13 protein-coding genes are annotated in these 14786 nt (G+C 63.5%); 10 read left to right on the plus strand and 3 right to left on the minus strand.

The annotated features are described in order from the left end of the window. The first annotated feature begins 196 nt into the window (after positions 1-196). The 5 genes from fba to KHO30_RS19845 all read left to right on the plus strand — a co-directional run bounded on the left by fba (position 197) and on the right by KHO30_RS19845 (position 5213). Positions 197-1261: a class II fructose-bisphosphate aldolase gene (gene fba / locus KHO30_RS19825; protein ID WP_054034414.1), complete on the plus strand. Its 1065-nt coding sequence runs from the start codon at positions 197-199 to the stop codon at positions 1259-1261. 132 nt (positions 1262-1393) lie between these two features. Continuing rightward, positions 1394-2284, plus strand: a complete 891-nt coding sequence (locus KHO30_RS19830) for a phosphoribosylaminoimidazolesuccinocarboxamide synthase (protein ID WP_028196245.1) — start codon at positions 1394-1396, stop codon at positions 2282-2284. Positions 2285-2336: 52 nt separating this feature from the next. Then, positions 2337-2855: a 5-(carboxyamino)imidazole ribonucleotide mutase gene (gene purE / locus KHO30_RS19835; RefSeq protein WP_029968172.1), complete on the plus strand. Its 519-nt coding sequence runs from the start codon at positions 2337-2339 to the stop codon at positions 2853-2855. Between the two features lie 98 nt (positions 2856-2953). Then, a complete protein-coding gene (locus KHO30_RS19840; protein ID WP_093635587.1) occupies positions 2954-4150 on the plus strand; it encodes a 5-(carboxyamino)imidazole ribonucleotide synthase in 1197 nt (398 codons plus the stop codon). A gap of 10 nt (positions 4151-4160) precedes the next feature. Then, positions 4161-5213: an L-threonylcarbamoyladenylate synthase gene (locus KHO30_RS19845; protein ID WP_211701933.1), complete on the plus strand. Its 1053-nt coding sequence runs from the start codon at positions 4161-4163 to the stop codon at positions 5211-5213. 186 nt (positions 5214-5399) lie between these two features. Here KHO30_RS19845 and KHO30_RS19850 read toward each other — a convergent pair whose 3' ends face one another. From KHO30_RS19850 to dacB, 3 genes are all read right to left on the minus strand, one after another. Continuing rightward, positions 5400-6653 (minus strand): SGNH/GDSL hydrolase family protein, encoded by a 1254-nt coding sequence (locus tag KHO30_RS19850; RefSeq protein WP_211701934.1) that lies wholly within the window; start codon positions 6651-6653, stop codon positions 5400-5402. Positions 6654-6747: 94 nt separating this feature from the next. Beyond that, positions 6748-7698, minus strand: coding sequence for a sterol desaturase family protein (locus tag KHO30_RS19855; protein WP_211701935.1), 951 nt, complete (start codon positions 7696-7698; stop codon positions 6748-6750). Positions 7699-7893: 195 nt separating this feature from the next. Next, entirely contained in the window at positions 7894-9558 is a 1665-nt protein-coding gene (gene dacB / locus KHO30_RS19860) for a D-alanyl-D-alanine carboxypeptidase/D-alanyl-D-alanine endopeptidase (RefSeq protein WP_211701936.1), read from the minus strand. Positions 9559-9774: 216 nt separating this feature from the next. On the opposite strand from dacB, the gene KHO30_RS19865 reads away from it, so the two are divergent. From KHO30_RS19865 to KHO30_RS19885, 5 genes are all read left to right on the plus strand, one after another. After that, positions 9775-10437, plus strand: coding sequence for a response regulator (locus tag KHO30_RS19865; protein WP_054034404.1), 663 nt, complete (start codon positions 9775-9777; stop codon positions 10435-10437). Between the two features lie 4 nt (positions 10438-10441). Beyond that, positions 10442-11743 (plus strand): ATP-binding protein, encoded by a 1302-nt coding sequence (locus KHO30_RS19870; RefSeq protein WP_211701937.1) that lies wholly within the window; start codon positions 10442-10444, stop codon positions 11741-11743. A gap of 179 nt (positions 11744-11922) precedes the next feature. Then, entirely contained in the window at positions 11923-13440 is a 1518-nt protein-coding gene (locus tag KHO30_RS19875; protein ID WP_211701938.1) for a DegQ family serine endoprotease, read from the plus strand. 258 nt (positions 13441-13698) lie between these two features. Continuing rightward, positions 13699-14193 (plus strand): carboxypeptidase regulatory-like domain-containing protein, encoded by a 495-nt coding sequence (locus tag KHO30_RS19880; protein ID WP_211701939.1) that lies wholly within the window; start codon positions 13699-13701, stop codon positions 14191-14193. Between the two features lie 175 nt (positions 14194-14368). Beyond that, positions 14369-14767 (plus strand): DUF427 domain-containing protein, encoded by a 399-nt coding sequence (locus KHO30_RS19885; protein WP_093635603.1) that lies wholly within the window; start codon positions 14369-14371, stop codon positions 14765-14767. Positions 14768-14786: the final 19 nt, after the last annotated feature.

The following is a 14786-nucleotide window of genomic DNA, read 5'->3' on the forward strand; positions in this document are numbered from 1 at the left end:
GCACAGGCTTGATTGAGTGAAGCAGGCTGTCATGCCCCGCGAGAGGCGGCGCACAGACTCCAATCGCGCGTGCGGTAAAGGTCCGCAGGTGACGCGCTTTAGGGAATGTGTGAACGGGTATGCAGCTTGCTTCGCGATAAAATCGCCCCAAAAGATGCCGACGGCACAGAATTCGTTTCAATCTAAGGAGTTAAGCATGCCTCTCGTATCAATGCGTCAACTGCTGGACCATGCCGCCGAAAACGGTTATGGCATTCCGGCATTCAACGTGAACAACCTGGAGCAGGTGCAGGCGATCATGTTCGCAGCGGACAAGGTCAACGCCCCGGTCATCATGCAGGCGTCGGCCGGCGCGCGTAAGTACGCGGGCGAGCCGTTCCTGCGCCACCTGATCGAAGCCGCGGTCGAGTCGTATCCGCACATTCCGGTCGTGATGCACCAGGATCACGGCCAGTCGCCGGCGGTCTGTATGGCGGCGATCCGCAGCGGTTTCACCAGCGTGATGATGGACGGTTCGCTCGAAGCCGACGGCAAGACGGTCGCTTCGTACGAATACAATGTCGAAGTCTCGCGCAAGGTGGTTGAAGCGGCGCATTCGATCGGCATCACGGTGGAAGCGGAACTGGGCGTGCTCGGTTCGCTGGAAACCATGAAGGGCGACAAGGAAGACGGCCACGGCGCGGAAGGCACGATGACCCGCGAGCAACTGCTGACCGATCCGGAGCAGGCTGCCGACTTCGTCAAGCTGACGCAATGCGACGCGCTGGCGATCGCGATCGGTACGTCGCACGGCGCGTACAAGTTCAGCAAGAAGCCCACGGGCGACATCCTGTCGATCCAGCGCATCAAGGAAATTCACCAGCGCATTCCGAACACGCACCTGGTGATGCACGGTTCGTCGTCGGTGCCGCAGGAACTGCTGGCGGAAATCCGCGAATTCGGCGGCGACATGAAGGAAACCTACGGCGTGCCGGTCGAGGAAATTCAGGAAGGCATCAAGAATGGCGTGCGCAAGGTCAATATCGACACCGACCTGCGTCTGGCGATCACCGGTGCGATCCGCCGCTACATGGCGACCAATCCGGGCAAGTTCGATCCGCGCGACTACCTGAAGCCGGCGCGTGAAGCCGCGATGAAGATCTGTCTCGAGCGTTTCACGCAATTTGGCTGCGAAGGCCAGGCTGGCAAGATCAAGCCGGTTTCGCTTGATAAAATCGCGGAGAAGTACAAATCGGGCGAGCTCGCGCAAGTCGTCCGCTAAGCTATAAGCAGGCTCTACATCTGGCCGATTGGCCAGGTTGTCGTCCGATCGCCGTTCCCGCATCATCCGGGGAACGGCGTTTCCCTTTTGTTCCGGTCATACTTTTTGCCCCACTTTTAGCGAACCACGACGATGTCTACCCTTTACGAATCCACGCTCCACTCGCTGCCGCTGCTCGGCCGCGGTAAAGTCCGCGACAACTATGCGGTGGGCAACGACCAGTTGCTGATTGTCACGACCGACCGTCTGTCGGCGTTCGACGTCATCATGGGCGAGCCGATTCCGAATAAGGGCCGCGTGCTCAACGAAATGGCGAACTTCTGGTTCGAGAAACTCAAGCATGTGGTGCCGAATCACCTCACGGGCGTGGCGCCCGAATCCGTGGTGGCGGCTGACGAAGTCGAGCAGGTGAAGGGCCGCGCCGTGGTGGTGAAGCGCCTCGAGCCGATCCTCGTCGAAGCCGTGGTGCGCGGCTATCTGGCCGGCAGCGGTTGGAAAGACTACCAGGCAACCGGTTCGGTCTGTGGTGTCGAACTGCCGCCGGGTCTGCAAAACGCGCAGAAGCTGCCTGAGCCGATCTTCACGCCGGCAGCCAAGGCCGAAATGGGCCACCACGACGAGAACATCACGTACAACGAGATGGAACGCCGCATCGGCACCGAACTGTCGGCCACGATCCGCGACATCTCGATCAAGCTGTACAAGGAAGCCGCTGACTATGCTGCAACGCGCGGCATCATCATCGCGGATACGAAGTTCGAATTCGGTCTGGATAACCACGGCCAGCTGTATCTGATGGACGAGGCGCTGACCGCCGACTCGTCGCGTTTCTGGCCGGCTGACCAGTATCAGGTCGGCACCAACCCGCCGTCGTTCGACAAGCAATTCGTGCGCGACTGGCTCGAAACCCAGCCGTGGAAGAAAGAACCGCCTGCACCGAAGCTGCCGGACGATGTGGTCACGAAGACAGGCGAGAAGTATCAGGAAGCGCTCGAACGCCTGACCGGACACAAGCTCGCTTAAGTACGCTTACCTGGCTATATCTGCAGTGCTCAAGAAACAAGGAAGCCGTACCATGAGTGAAGCACAAACTGCCCATACGCATGGCGCGCCGGTTGTCGGCGTGCTGATGGGTTCCAGTTCCGACTGGGAAGTGATGAAGAACGCCGTCGCGATTTTGCAAGAATTCGGCGTGCCGTATGAGGCCAAAGTCGTGTCCGCGCACCGCATGCCTGACGAGATGTTTGCGTATGCCGAGAGCGCGCGTGAGCGCGGCATTCGCGCGATCATCGCGGGTGCGGGCGGCGCGGCGCATCTGCCGGGCATGCTGGCCGCCAAGACCACGGTGCCGGTGCTCGGCGTGCCGGTGGCGAGCAAGTATCTGAAGGGCGTCGATTCGTTGCACTCCATCGTGCAGATGCCCAAAGGCGTGCCGGTCGCCACGTTTGCAATCGGCGAAGCGGGCGCGGCGAATGCGGCGTTGTTCGCGGTGTCGATTCTGAGCGGCACGAGCGCCGAGTATGCGGAAAAGCTGGCTGCGTTCCGCGTGCGCCAGAACGAAGCGGCCCACGCAATGGTGCTGCCGGCGCTGTAAGCGCCAAGGCTGATTGCTTTTAGACGTCCCCCTGTCTGACCCCCGGCCAGGTGCTGCGATTGCATGAATGCAGCACCCGGCCGCGACCGACCACTAAGATGAACCCAGACAACACACCGGTTTCACCGATTCTGCCCGGCGCATGGCTTGGCATGGTCGGTGGCGGCCAGCTCGGCCGCATGTTCTGTTTTGCCGCTCAGGCAATGGGCTATCGCGTCGCCGTGCTCGACCCGGACGAAACCAGTCCCGCGGGCACAGTTGCCGACCGCCATATCCGGGCGGCTTACGACGACGAAGCGTCGCTCACTGAACTCGCGCGGCTGTGCGCGGCGGTGTCGACCGAATTCGAGAACGTGCCGGCGGCGAGCCTCGATTTCATGGCGAAAACCACCTTCGTGAGCCCGGCCGGCCGTTGCGTCGCCGTCGCCCAGGACCGGATCGCCGAGAAGCGTTTTATCGCGTCGTCAGGCGTGACCGTGGCGCCGCACGTGGTGATCGAATCGTCGGACGCGCTGGCCGCGCTCGACAACGCGAAGCTCGAAGCCGTGCTGCCCGGCATTCTGAAGACTGCACGCATGGGCTACGACGGCAAAGGTCAAATCCGTGTGCGCAACGCCGAGGAAGTACGCGAGGCGCATGCGTCGCTCGCAGGGGTTCCGTGTGTGCTCGAAAAGCGCTTGCCGCTGAAGTTCGAAGTGTCCGCGCTGATCGCGCGCGCGGCGAGCGGCGCGTCGGTGGTATATCCGCTGGCGCAGAATACGCATCGCGACGGCGTGCTGTCGCACACCATCGTGCCTGCGCCGGATGCAAGCCCGACGCTGGTCCAGCAAGCACAGCAGGCTGCGCTGCAAATCGCGGACAAGCTCGGCTATGTCGGTGTGCTGTGCGTCGAGTTCTTCATTCTCGAAGACGGGTCGCTGGTCGCCAACGAAATGGCGCCGCGTCCGCATAACTCCGGCCATTACACCGTCGACGCCTGCGCGACCAGCCAGTTCGAACAGCAGGTCCGCGCCATGACCGGCATGCCGCTCGGCGACACGCGTCAGCATTCGCCGGCGGTGATGCTGAACATCCTCGGCGACGTCTGGTTCCCAGGCGGCCCGAAGGGCGCCGCGGTCACGCCGCCGTGGCACGAAGTCGCCGCGATGCCGGCAGCGCGTTTGCATCTGTACGGCAAGGAAGAAGCACGTTGCGGCCGTAAGATGGGTCACGTGAACTTCACGGCCGCGACACTCGAAGAAGCCCGCACGTCGGCGCGCGATTGCGCGCGGCTCCTGCATATCATCACGGGCTGACGCGAGCACCATGCCGGATCAAAGCAAACCTGCCGAAGGGGGCGCCGCAAGCGCCTTGCCTGTGAGCGCCGAGCAGATCGAACACGCTGCCGCGCTGCTCGACGCGGGCGGCCTCGTCGCGTTCCCCACGGAGACGGTCTATGGACTCGGCGGCGACGCCGAAAGTCCGGACGCGGTCGCGCGTATTTACGCGGCGAAGGGCAGGCCGGCGAATCATCCGGTGATCGTGCATCTGGCGCCGCAGGGCGATCCGAACTACTGGGTCGAGCATTTGCCCGCGGAGGCGCAGCGCTTGATCGATGCGTTCTGGCCGGGGCCGCTTACGTTGATCCTGAAGCGTGCCGAGCGGATCAATGCAGCCGTGAGCGGCGGCCAGGATTCAGTGGGTTTGCGCTGCCCGTCGCATCCGGTTGCGCAGGCTTTGCTCGAAGCGTTCAGTGCGTTGCGCGGCGGACATGGCGGCGTGGCGGCGCCCTCCGCGAATCGATTTGGTCACGTGAGCCCAACTACGGCGCAGCACGTGCGCGACGAGTTCGGCAGCGCGATTCATGTGCTGGACGGCGGCGCATCTGACGTCGGGATCGAATCGACGATTCTGGATTTGTCGCGCGGATTTCCGGCGCTGTTGAGACCGGGTCGCGTAACGCCGCAGGATATCGCCGACGTACTCGGCGAGGCGCCACGCCTGCCCGACGGTTCGGATGCCACGGCACCGCGCGCTTCGGGGACGTTAAAGGCGCACTATGCGCCGCGCACGCCGTTGGCCTTGCTGCCTTTTGATGCGTTGCAGATTTTGCTCGCGGCGCGTCAGAGCGATGAACGCGTGGCCTTGGTGGCGCGTGCTTCCCGCGCAGGCGAGTGGGCCCATGCCGAGGGCGTGCACTTCATTGCCGCGCCTGAAGATCCGCACGTTTATGCGCGCGAGTTGTACGGGTTGCTAAGGGCACTCGATCGCGCGGATGTGAGCCGGATTCTCATCGAGAAGTTGCCGGACACGATCGAGTGGATCGCTGTGAACGATCGGCTGGGCAGGGCCGCGGCTGCATTCGAAGCGCAGGGGTAGGACCTGCCTGATTGGTTCGGCTTGCTCACCGGCGCCGCCACAATCTGTTGCTGCAACTTGTCATTTCAACCCACCGTCTCAACCGTTGTCCCGCGCGCGACAAACATAAAAAAACGCCCGGCTTGACCAGCAAGCCGGGCGTTCGCAGAACTCGCATCCTGCTGCCGCTACGCGGCAACCCTCAACTTATTTCCCCAATCCCGTCGCAGCGATCTGCTGCTGAACGTACTGCGCGAACAAGGCGTGCAAGTGCGTGCTCGGATGGACCAGGTCGGCGAACATGTAGGTCTGGTCAGCGCCGGCCACCGTGTAAGTCTGCGGCGAGCAGAACAGCGACGAGCCGAACTGGGCACCATACTGTGCCGGGGTCAGCCCGTTCGTTGCGCTCGGATTGGCGGTGGCGTACGCGGTTGCGTTGGTCACCATCGACGTCAGGTTACACGCCGTACCGGTGTTGGACACCGTGAAGCCCAGCGCCTGGTAGTTCGGCAACTGCTGATCAATCCACGTGAACGCGTCGGCCACGATGACCTTGCCCGTGCCCAGCAGGCCGAGCGACGTCATGGTTTGGACCAGGATGCCGTTATACGCCGCGGTAATCCCCGACAGGAGTGCAGCCGCACCAGGCGAGGCTGCGTTGGCCTGAACGCCTTGCGGCGTATTGCCGATGTCCGGCACCGTCGACACCACCACGTGGGTCGCACCCGAGTTGACGATGGTCTGGATTTGCGCGGCGAGCTGCGTGGCGGCCGTCGCGATCTGGGGGTTGGCCAACTGCTGCAGGTAGCCGGCGATGAACTGTACCTGGCCTGCCTGAGTGTTCGGCAGTTTGCCGGCCTGCACGAGCAGCGGATATTGCGTCTGCAGCGCGGTGGCGAGCGCCGTCAGGTTGGCGGTGGTCCCCGCGAACTGGAAGATGTCGTTCGCGCCGCCGTTCACCAGCACGAGCTGGTTCGCGTTGAAGCTCGTATGCGCGCCCAGGTAGTTCGCCACCTGGGTCACCACCGGCACGGTCGTTGCCGCCGCGTTGTTCGGTGCCCAACCTTCGCCCTGGGCGTTCACGACGTCCGAGCCGCCTTGCGCGTAACCGAGCCCGCCCGTCGCAACCAGCGGTTGACCGAAGCCGCCTAGATACGCAGCGGTCAACGTGCCGCCGTAGTACTCCGCGACCTTCTGGGTCCACACTTCACCCGGGTTCGTCGTGAAGCGGCCGCCGCCGAAACTCGCCTGAATCACCGGCGCGTACGTGCCGACATCCGACAAGCTGTCGCCAAACGAAACGACCTGCAATTTCACGCCGCCTGCCGGCGTGCTGCTGCTCGAACTGTTGTTGTTATCGCTGCCGCCGCCACAAGCCGCGAGCAGTGCAAACGCCGCACTGGCGATGGCGATCTGCGTGACGCGGACGAAATTGCGTTTCCTCGATGCTGTTTGTTTCATGTTGACTACATCTCCTCGTATGTGTGGCCCTTATGCCATGTGTTGCAGGCAGCGCCCACCGCGTCGGCGGCATGACGACAGCTTACAGAATCTTCTACGGCCTGCGCGGTGTTTGAAACGCGGCCGTATGGTTACCTTCAATGCTTGTAGCGCCGCTGGAAGCAGCGGCAGCGGCACCCGCACCCGCAGCGCGGCCCGCGTGATAAGCCGCGGCCCATGCGGGCGGTGCGAACAGCGCGCGCAACTTGTTGCGCCAGCCTCGCACGCTCACGAAATCGGCGGCCATTGACCCCCATTCGTGAAACGTCGCCTTCAGCGGGTTATAGGTGTGAAGCGGTTCGACGATGCCGTACACCGGCGCATCGTGCGGATCTTCCTCGACATAGCTGCCGAACAGGCGATCCCAGATCACCAGCACGCCGGCATAGTTGCGGTCGATATAGCGATCGTTGCGTGCGTGATGCACGCGGTGAATCGACGGCGTGTTGAGCACATATTCGAGCCAGCCGAGTTTGCCGATCGCCTGGGTGTGCACGAAGAACTGGAAGCCGAGATTGATCAGCACGATCGCGACGATCTGCTTCGGCGGAAAGCCGAACACGGCGAGCGGAATCCAGAACAGCCACATGCCGGCAATCGGATACATCAGGCTCTGGCGGAAGGCGGTCGAAAAATTCATCCGTTCCGACGAGTGATGCACGACATGCGCGGCCCACAGCCAGCGCACGCGGTGGCTGCACCGGTGAAACCAGTAATAGAGCAGATCCTGAGCGACGAACAGCACGACGAACGACACCCAGCTCGCCTGCCACGTATAGACGCGATAGTGATCGTAGAAAAATGCATAGACGGGGATGATCACGAGCCACGCGAGCTTGTCGGCGGCTTGCTGCATCAGCGCGAGCGCGGCGTTGCAGAACGTGTCGCGCCAGCTATAGAGCTGCGCGCCGGGGCGCGTACGCCGCAGGTGCCACGCCTCCCAGCCAATGCATGCGAGAAAGACTGGCGCCATGGCGAGCAGCAGCAATTCGGCATCGAATTGCATTGTGTCTTCCTCCGCGGTCCCTTGCCGCTGCGCTTGCCGCAGCGGACGTTGTCGTTATCGTTTGATTGGGCCACGCTTTCGTAACGGCTGCGTGGCTCGTGCGCTACGCATAATGTTTTACGCGCGCCTCAAACACTGCCCGACAGCGTACACGCTTGGGCGCATTGCCGCGCGTGGCTTCTATAGAAGGAATCCTCAATGGGTGCCGCGCTTGTGCGGGTTTTTCCTGGGCTTGCTGCCGCGCGGTTCGGCGACGGGGTCGGAGACCTTCGTGAATCCCTGGGACGGTCCCTGATAGACCCATTCGAGCAAGGCGTCGTGCGCGGCGCGCGCGGCCTCCGAATGCGGGTCGTTGATCAGGCTCACCACCACATAGCTGTTGCCGTCCGACGAGGCCACGTAACCGGCGATCGCACGCACGTCGCGCAGGGTGCCGGTCTTGATGTGTGCGTTGCCGCCCGCGCCCTGGTTGGTCAAGCGGTTGCGCATGGTGCCGTCGACGCCCGCAATCGGCAGCGACTCCACGAACACCTGGGCGACCGGGCTCGCATTGGCCCGCTGCAGCAGATCGGCGAGCGAGAGCGCGGTAACGTGCTCGTCGCGCGACAGGCCCGAGCCGTTGTCGAGCGTCATGTATTGCATGTCGACGCTGTCGCGACGCAGAAATTCCTCGATGGCGCGCGCCGATTTCGCGGGCGTGGCGGGCCCTTTTTCTTCCGTGGCGCCGATCGTCAGGAACAGGTTGCGCGCCATCGTGTTGTTACTGAACTTGTTGATGTCGCGCACGATGTCGGACAGCATCGGCCCCTGGTGCGTGGCGACGAGGCGCGCGCCGACCGGCACCGGGCCTTCGCGGGTCGCGCCGCTGAACGTGCCGCCGGTTTGCTGCCACAGGGCGAGGAAACCGCCCGCGAAGAATGCGGAGTGATCGAGCACCGCGACGTTGATCGTGCGCGGGCCGCAGCGCACCGAGTAGTCGCCGTCGAACGAGGCCACCACGGTGCCGTTGGGCTGCGGCGTGACGGTGGGCGAGACGGAGGCGGCGTCGCCACGGCACGGGCCGTTGACGGCGTGCATCTGATTGTCGATCTGTAGCTGCGAGAGTGCGGGCAGCACGTCGATGGCGACGCTGCCGTCCGGCGAAGGCGTCAGCGTGAACGACAGCGATTTGAAGGCGTACAGCAGCGGATCGGGGCCGACGTTGTACGGCGCGGTGGCGTCGTCGTCGAACGGCGGCAGATCGCGTGTGGAGGCGTCGAAATAGCGCTTGTCGAGCACCAGTGCACCGTCGATGCCGTTGATCCCCGCCTTGTGGATCTTCTGCACAAGGTCGATCAGTTCTTCGGGCACGAGTTTCGGATCGCCCGTTCCCTGAATGGTCAGATTGCCGTGCAGCACGCCGTTGGCGTCGAGCGTGCCGTCCGCGTAGGCGCTCGTGCGCCAGCGATACTCCGGGCCGAGGATCGACAGGCCGGAGTAGGTGGTGACGAGTTTCATCGTCGAGGCGGGCATCATCGGCTTGCCGGCGTTCAAGGCGAGGATCGGCGTGCGGTCGCCCACTTTCTCGACCACCACGCTGATCGACGACAAAGGCACATGCGCGCGCTGCAGGCCGACCATGACCGATTGCGGCAACACCGTGGTGACGTTGACGCTCGGATGGGTTGCCTTGATGCGCGCCTGCGCGGCAAGCGGCAGCGCCGCGCCGCCGCTGCCGAGCGCGGCGCAGGCAAGCAGCAACGCCGCCGAGCGCGGTGCGAATCGGCGAGGCAGAGAGTCGGCAACAGAAGAAGACAGCGGACGCAGCGCTACACGGCGTGCGAGAGAGTGCAAAAAAGCGGACAAAAAAGCGTGCGTCATGGACAGGCGAAGAAGCAAGATTTCGGGGCGCGGTGGCGCGCGGCAATCCAGAGTGTGTCGAAGCGTCGCGTAGCGCGCGAAAAACCGCGGCGCGACGCAAAGCGCCCATTGTAGAGACATGCCGCCACGCTGCGGTGAAAAAGCGTCGCGTGGCGCGCACGCCAGGGCTGGGCGCTAGAATGCGGCATCATCAAATGTTTCGGGACCGTACCAACCATGCGCATATTGCTTGTCGAAGACGACCGGATGATCGCCGAAGGCGTACGCAAGGCGCTACGCGGTGAAGGCTTCGCGGTCGACTGGGTGGAAGACGGCGAAGCGGCGCTCAGCGCGGCGGCCAGCCAACCTTACGATCTGGTGCTGCTCGATCTCGGCCTGCCTAAACGCGACGGTCTCGACGTGCTGCGCACGCTGCGCGCCAAGGGCCAAGCCATTCCGGTGCTGATCGTCACCGCGCGCGACGCGGTTGCCGATCGCGTCAAAGGCCTCGACGCCGGCGCGGACGACTACCTCGTCAAACCTTTCGATCTCGACGAACTCGGCGCCCGCATGCGCGCGTTGATCCGCCGTCAATCGGGCCGCAGCGATTCGACGATTCGCCACGGCAATCTGACGCTCGATCCCGCCTCGCATCAGGTCACGCTCGACGGCGCGCCGGTCGCGTTGTCTGCGCGTGAATTCGCTCTGCTCGAAGCGTTGATCGCGCGGCCCGGCGCAGTGCTTTCCAAGAGCCAGCTCGAAGAAAAAATGTACGGCTGGGGCGAGGAAATCGGCAGCAATACGGTCGAGGTCTACATCCACGCTCTGCGCAAGAAGCTCGGCGCGGACTTGATCCGCAACGTGCGCGGTCTTGGTTACATGATCGCGAAGGACGCCTGAGCCGATGCGTTCGATTCGCCGTCAATTGTTGTTCTGGCTGCTGGCGCTGGTGTTGCTCGGCGTCGGCATTGCGGGTTGGCTGATTTACCGGCAAGCGCTTGCCGAAGCCAACGAACTGTTCGATTACCAGTTGGAGCAGATCGCCGCGGCACTGCCGTCGGAGCCGTTCTCCCAGGTGCTCGGTTCGCGCGACACCGGCGACGAAGGCATCGTGTTGCAGATATGGAATCGCAACGGTGTGTTGATGTACTACTCACGCCCGCGAGCGCCGCTCGCGCCGCGCGCCGAACTCGGCTTTTCAACCGAGCACACGGAACGTGGAGATTGGCGTGTGTACGGCGCGATCGTCGGCGATAACGTCGTGCAGCTGGCGCAGCCGGTTTCGGTGCGCAACCGGCTCGCGGCGAATGTGGCGTTGCGCACTTTGTGGCCGTTGATCGTGCTGCTGCCGCTATTGGGCGTGGCGGTGTGGGTCGTTGTCGGGCGCGGGCTGAGGCCGTTGCGGCGCGTGACCAGCGCGCTCGACGCCCGTCACCCCGAGGCGCTCGATCCCTTGCCCGATCAGCGTCTGCCGCTCGAAGTGCAGCCGCTCGTGCGCGCGTTGAACGGCCTGCTCGAACGGCTCGCCACTGCGCTCGATATTCAGAAAGCATTCGTCGCCGATGCCGCGCACGAATTGCGCACGCCGCTTGCCGCCGTGCAGATCCAGTCGCAACTGGTGGCTCGCGCGAAAGACGACACCACGCGTAGCGAAGCACTGGCCGATCTGCAGGCGGGTGTCACGCGCGCCACGCGTCTTGCCGAGCAATTGCTGGCGCTCGCGCGTTCGGAGCCGGACGGCGTCGCCGCGACGAACGCGATCGATTTGCGCGCGCTGCTGCAGGACTGCGTGGTGGCGTACGCGCCGCTTGCGCAGAATCGCGGCGTCGATCTCGGCATCGAGGCGAGCGAACCCGCCACGGTGATCGGCGATGCCGACGCGCTGCGAGTCATGTTCAACAACCTCGTTGATAACGCAACCAAATACACACCGCGAGGCGGCCGTGTCGACGTGAGTCTGCATGTGGAGGGGGGACATCCGGTGGTGCGGATTGCCGATAGCGGGCCGGGCATCGAGCCGGCCGAACGCGAGCGCGTGTTCGATCGTTTCTACCGGGCCGGCGCCAGCGCGAACCGGGTGCGCACCGATGTAGCGGGTAGCGGCCTGGGCCTTGCGATCGTGCGCCGCATCGCCACGCAACATCATGCGGCGGTGAAGCTCGACGAATCGGCCACAGGTGGTTTGCAGGTTGACGTGCGCTTCTGAGGGTGAGGCTTTCTGTTCGTAAAGTGACTCGAACGTGGATCGAACGTGGCTTAAGCGAGGCTTAAACAAGCCTCAACAATGGGCTTGAAGCGATCTGGCGCTGCTTAAGACTCTTTTAAGCGATGCCAGGTACGCTTCATCTCATTCCAAAGCCTCTTTCTCCCAGTCAGGAGTACACGATGAACGCGAAAACCTTGTCCCGCAGCGCTGTTGCAGTGGCTGTCGCCGTGGCGCTCTCCGCCGGCTATGTGGCGGGGCATCGCGACGTGCCCGCGCCGCAGGTGATCACGCCGGCGCAGGCCGCGATGATGCCCGCTGAAGCCGCGGCGAAAACCGGCATTCCCGATTTCTCGGGTCTGGTCGAAACCTACGGCCCGGCCGTGGTCAACATCAGCGCGAAGCATGTGGTCAAGCAAACGGCATTGCGCGGTAACGGCGGTAATGGCGCCAACGGTGGCAACCAGTTGCCGATCGATCCGAGCGATCCCTTCTATCAGTTCTACAAGCACTTCTTCGGCGGCATGCCGGGCATGCAAGGCGGCGACGGCGGCGATGCGCCCGATCAGCCGAGCGCGAGCCTCGGCTCGGGATTCATCGTCAGCAGCGACGGCTACATCCTGACCAATGCCCACGTCGTGGACGGCGCGAACGTCGTCACCGTGAAGCTCACCGACAAGCGTGAATTCAGGGCGAAAGTGGTCGGCGCCGACAAGCAGTCCGACGTCGCTGTGCTGAAGATCGACGCGAGCAGCCTGCCGACCGTGAAGATCGGCGATCCGCGTCAGAGCAAGGTCGGCCAGTGGGTAGTCGCGATCGGCTCGCCTTACGGTTTCGACAACACGGTGACCTCGGGCATCATCAGCGCGAAGTCGCGCTCGCTGCCGAACGAGAACTACACGCCGTTTATCCAGACCGACGTGCCGGTGAACCCGGGTAACTCGGGCGGCCCGCTGTTCAATCTGCAAGGCGAAGTGATCGGCATCAACTCGATGATCTATTCGCAGACGGGTGGCTTCCAGGGCCTTTCGTTCGCGATCCCGATTAACGAAGCGATCAAGGTCAAGGACGACATCGTCAAGACCGGCCATGTGAGCCGTGGACGTCTCGGCGTCGCGGTGCAGGGCATGAACCAGACGCTGGCCGATTCGTTCGGCATGCAGAAGCCGCAAGGCGCGCTCGTCAGCTCGGTCGATCCGGGCGGCCCGGCCGCCAAGGGTGGTCTGCAACCGGGCGACGTGATTCTTTCGGTGAATGGCGAGCCGGTCGGCGACTCATCGGATCTGCCGTCGCAGGTTGCGGGTCTGGCGCCGGGCAGTTCGGCCACCGTACAGGTGTGGCGCGACAAGGCGACCAAAGACCTGAAGGTGACGATCGGTTCGTTGTCGGATGCCAAGGTAGCCTCGGATAAGGCCGATCAGCCGACCCAGTTGCAAGGCCGTCTCGGCGTAGCGGTGCGGCCGCTGACGCCGGAAGAGAAGAGCGGCGCGTCCGTGTCGCACGGTTTGCTGGTGCAGCAATCGGGCGGCGCGGCTGAAAGTGCCGGCATCCAGCCGGGCGACGTGATTCTGGCGGTCAATGGCCGGCCGGTGACGAGCGTCGATCAGTTGAAGCAGATGATCGCCGGCGCGGGCAACAGCATCGCGTTGCTGATCCAGCGCGATAACGCGCAGATCTTCGTGCCGGTCGATCTCGGCTAAACGGGCATTGATCGCATTGAAGTAATGCTTGCCGGTCCTTGCACTTACTTCGTACGGACCGGCATTTTTTCACCTGTTTCAAGGCTTGACTCACAGCTGTATCAAAGCTGTAAAGCAGGTCGTTCTGCGCCGCATGGCGTGGCGCAGCAGCGGTTTCCATACGACGCGAACTGATGGCGGGCACGCAGCTTGCGTCTGCCTTGATCTGGACCCTCCGAGGGATTCCGGATGACAAGGACCTTAAGAAGGAGCGAACCGATGAAAACCCAACGCAATCAGCGGAGGATCGTAGCCGCTGCGGTCTGCGCAGCGCTCACGCTCGGTCTGGCGGGCGGCGCTTATGCGCAGGCGAGTGACGTAACGGGTGGCACAACCACCGACGAAAGCAGCGCGGGCAACGCCAACGGTGGCGGCCTGCCGCAAATCCAGCACCAGGGCGACGTCTCGTTCGTGTCGGGCGGCGTCGGTCTCGACGAATCGAAAGCACTGCAGCAGGCGCAAAGCCAGTGGCCGCTGTCGATGCGCTTCACCGGCCCCGGCTCTGATTTTCTCGCCGACGTCCATGTGAGAATCGTCGACGCGCACGATGGCAATGTGCTGACCGCCACTTCGCGTGGGCCGTATATGCTGGTCAGGCTGCGCCCGGGCCGCTACACCGTGCACGCGCAATACAAGGATAACGACCAGACCAAGGCGGTGACGATTCCGGCCAAGGGCACCGCCAAGGCGGCGTTCTACTGGAATATGCAATAAGCGGCTTGCCTCTCCGGGCGGCGCCGGACAACACGCTCCGGCGGTATTCAGGAAGGCCGCGCAATCGGCTTAACTTTGGCCGATAATGAAGCCACGGGCGCACCCCGTGGCTTTTTTGTTGCATAACCGCATACCGAGCTGCACCCCGAGTTGCACACCATCACGGAGCCGAGACATGAGCGATGCCTTGACGCCTCACGGAAGCCCCGGACCCGGCGCGAGCGCGGGCGGGCACACCATCGCCATCAGCGGCAACAACCATCGGGTGCGGGTGATTCACGGCGGCGTGACGATGGCCGACACCCAGGCCGGCCTGACACTCACCGAAACCGGTCTGCCGGACGTGTTCTATTTTCCGCGCGGCGACGTCAACATGGCGCGCCTCGAACGCTCCACCCATACTTCGCACTGCCCGTTCAAGGGCCATGCTTCGTACTATCATCTGCGCACCGAAGACGGTCTGATCGAAAACGCCGTCTGGAGCTATGAGACGCCGCTTGAACCGGCGCTACAAATAAAAGGGTATCTCGCGTTTTACGCATCGCGCGTCGACCGTATCGATCAGACGTCCTGACCGGCTGTCGCGCGTTCAT

This window comes from Paraburkholderia aspalathi (assembly GCF_905220735.1).
GTDB lineage: Bacteria > Pseudomonadota > Gammaproteobacteria > Burkholderiales > Burkholderiaceae > Paraburkholderia > Paraburkholderia aspalathi.

Excerpts from the sequence above, each read along its gene's own strand:
- KHO30_RS19875 (WP_211701938.1), top strand. The coding sequence starts at position 11,923 with ATGAACGCGAAAACCTTGTCCCGCAGCGCTGTTGCAGTGGCTGTCGCC.
- KHO30_RS19855 (WP_211701935.1), bottom strand. The coding sequence starts at position 7,698 with ATGCAATTCGATGCCGAATTGCTGCTGCTCGCCATGGCGCCAGTCTTT.
- KHO30_RS19885 (WP_093635603.1), top strand. The coding sequence starts at position 14,369 with ATGAGCGATGCCTTGACGCCTCACGGAAGCCCCGGACCCGGCGCGAGC.
- KHO30_RS19840 (WP_093635587.1), top strand. The coding sequence starts at position 2,954 with ATGAACCCAGACAACACACCGGTTTCACCGATTCTGCCCGGCGCATGG.
- KHO30_RS19830 (WP_028196245.1), top strand. The coding sequence starts at position 1,394 with ATGTCTACCCTTTACGAATCCACGCTCCACTCGCTGCCGCTGCTCGGC.
- KHO30_RS19870 (WP_211701937.1), top strand. The coding sequence starts at position 10,442 with ATGCGTTCGATTCGCCGTCAATTGTTGTTCTGGCTGCTGGCGCTGGTG.
- KHO30_RS19845 (WP_211701933.1), top strand. The coding sequence starts at position 4,161 with ATGCCGGATCAAAGCAAACCTGCCGAAGGGGGCGCCGCAAGCGCCTTG.
- purE (WP_029968172.1), top strand. The coding sequence starts at position 2,337 with ATGAGTGAAGCACAAACTGCCCATACGCATGGCGCGCCGGTTGTCGGC.
- KHO30_RS19880 (WP_211701939.1), top strand. The coding sequence starts at position 13,699 with ATGAAAACCCAACGCAATCAGCGGAGGATCGTAGCCGCTGCGGTCTGC.
- fba (WP_054034414.1), top strand. The coding sequence starts at position 197 with ATGCCTCTCGTATCAATGCGTCAACTGCTGGACCATGCCGCCGAAAAC.
- dacB (WP_211701936.1), bottom strand. The coding sequence starts at position 9,558 with ATGACGCACGCTTTTTTGTCCGCTTTTTTGCACTCTCTCGCACGCCGT.
- KHO30_RS19850 (WP_211701934.1), bottom strand. The coding sequence starts at position 6,653 with ATGAAACAAACAGCATCGAGGAAACGCAATTTCGTCCGCGTCACGCAG.
- KHO30_RS19865 (WP_054034404.1), top strand. The coding sequence starts at position 9,775 with ATGCGCATATTGCTTGTCGAAGACGACCGGATGATCGCCGAAGGCGTA.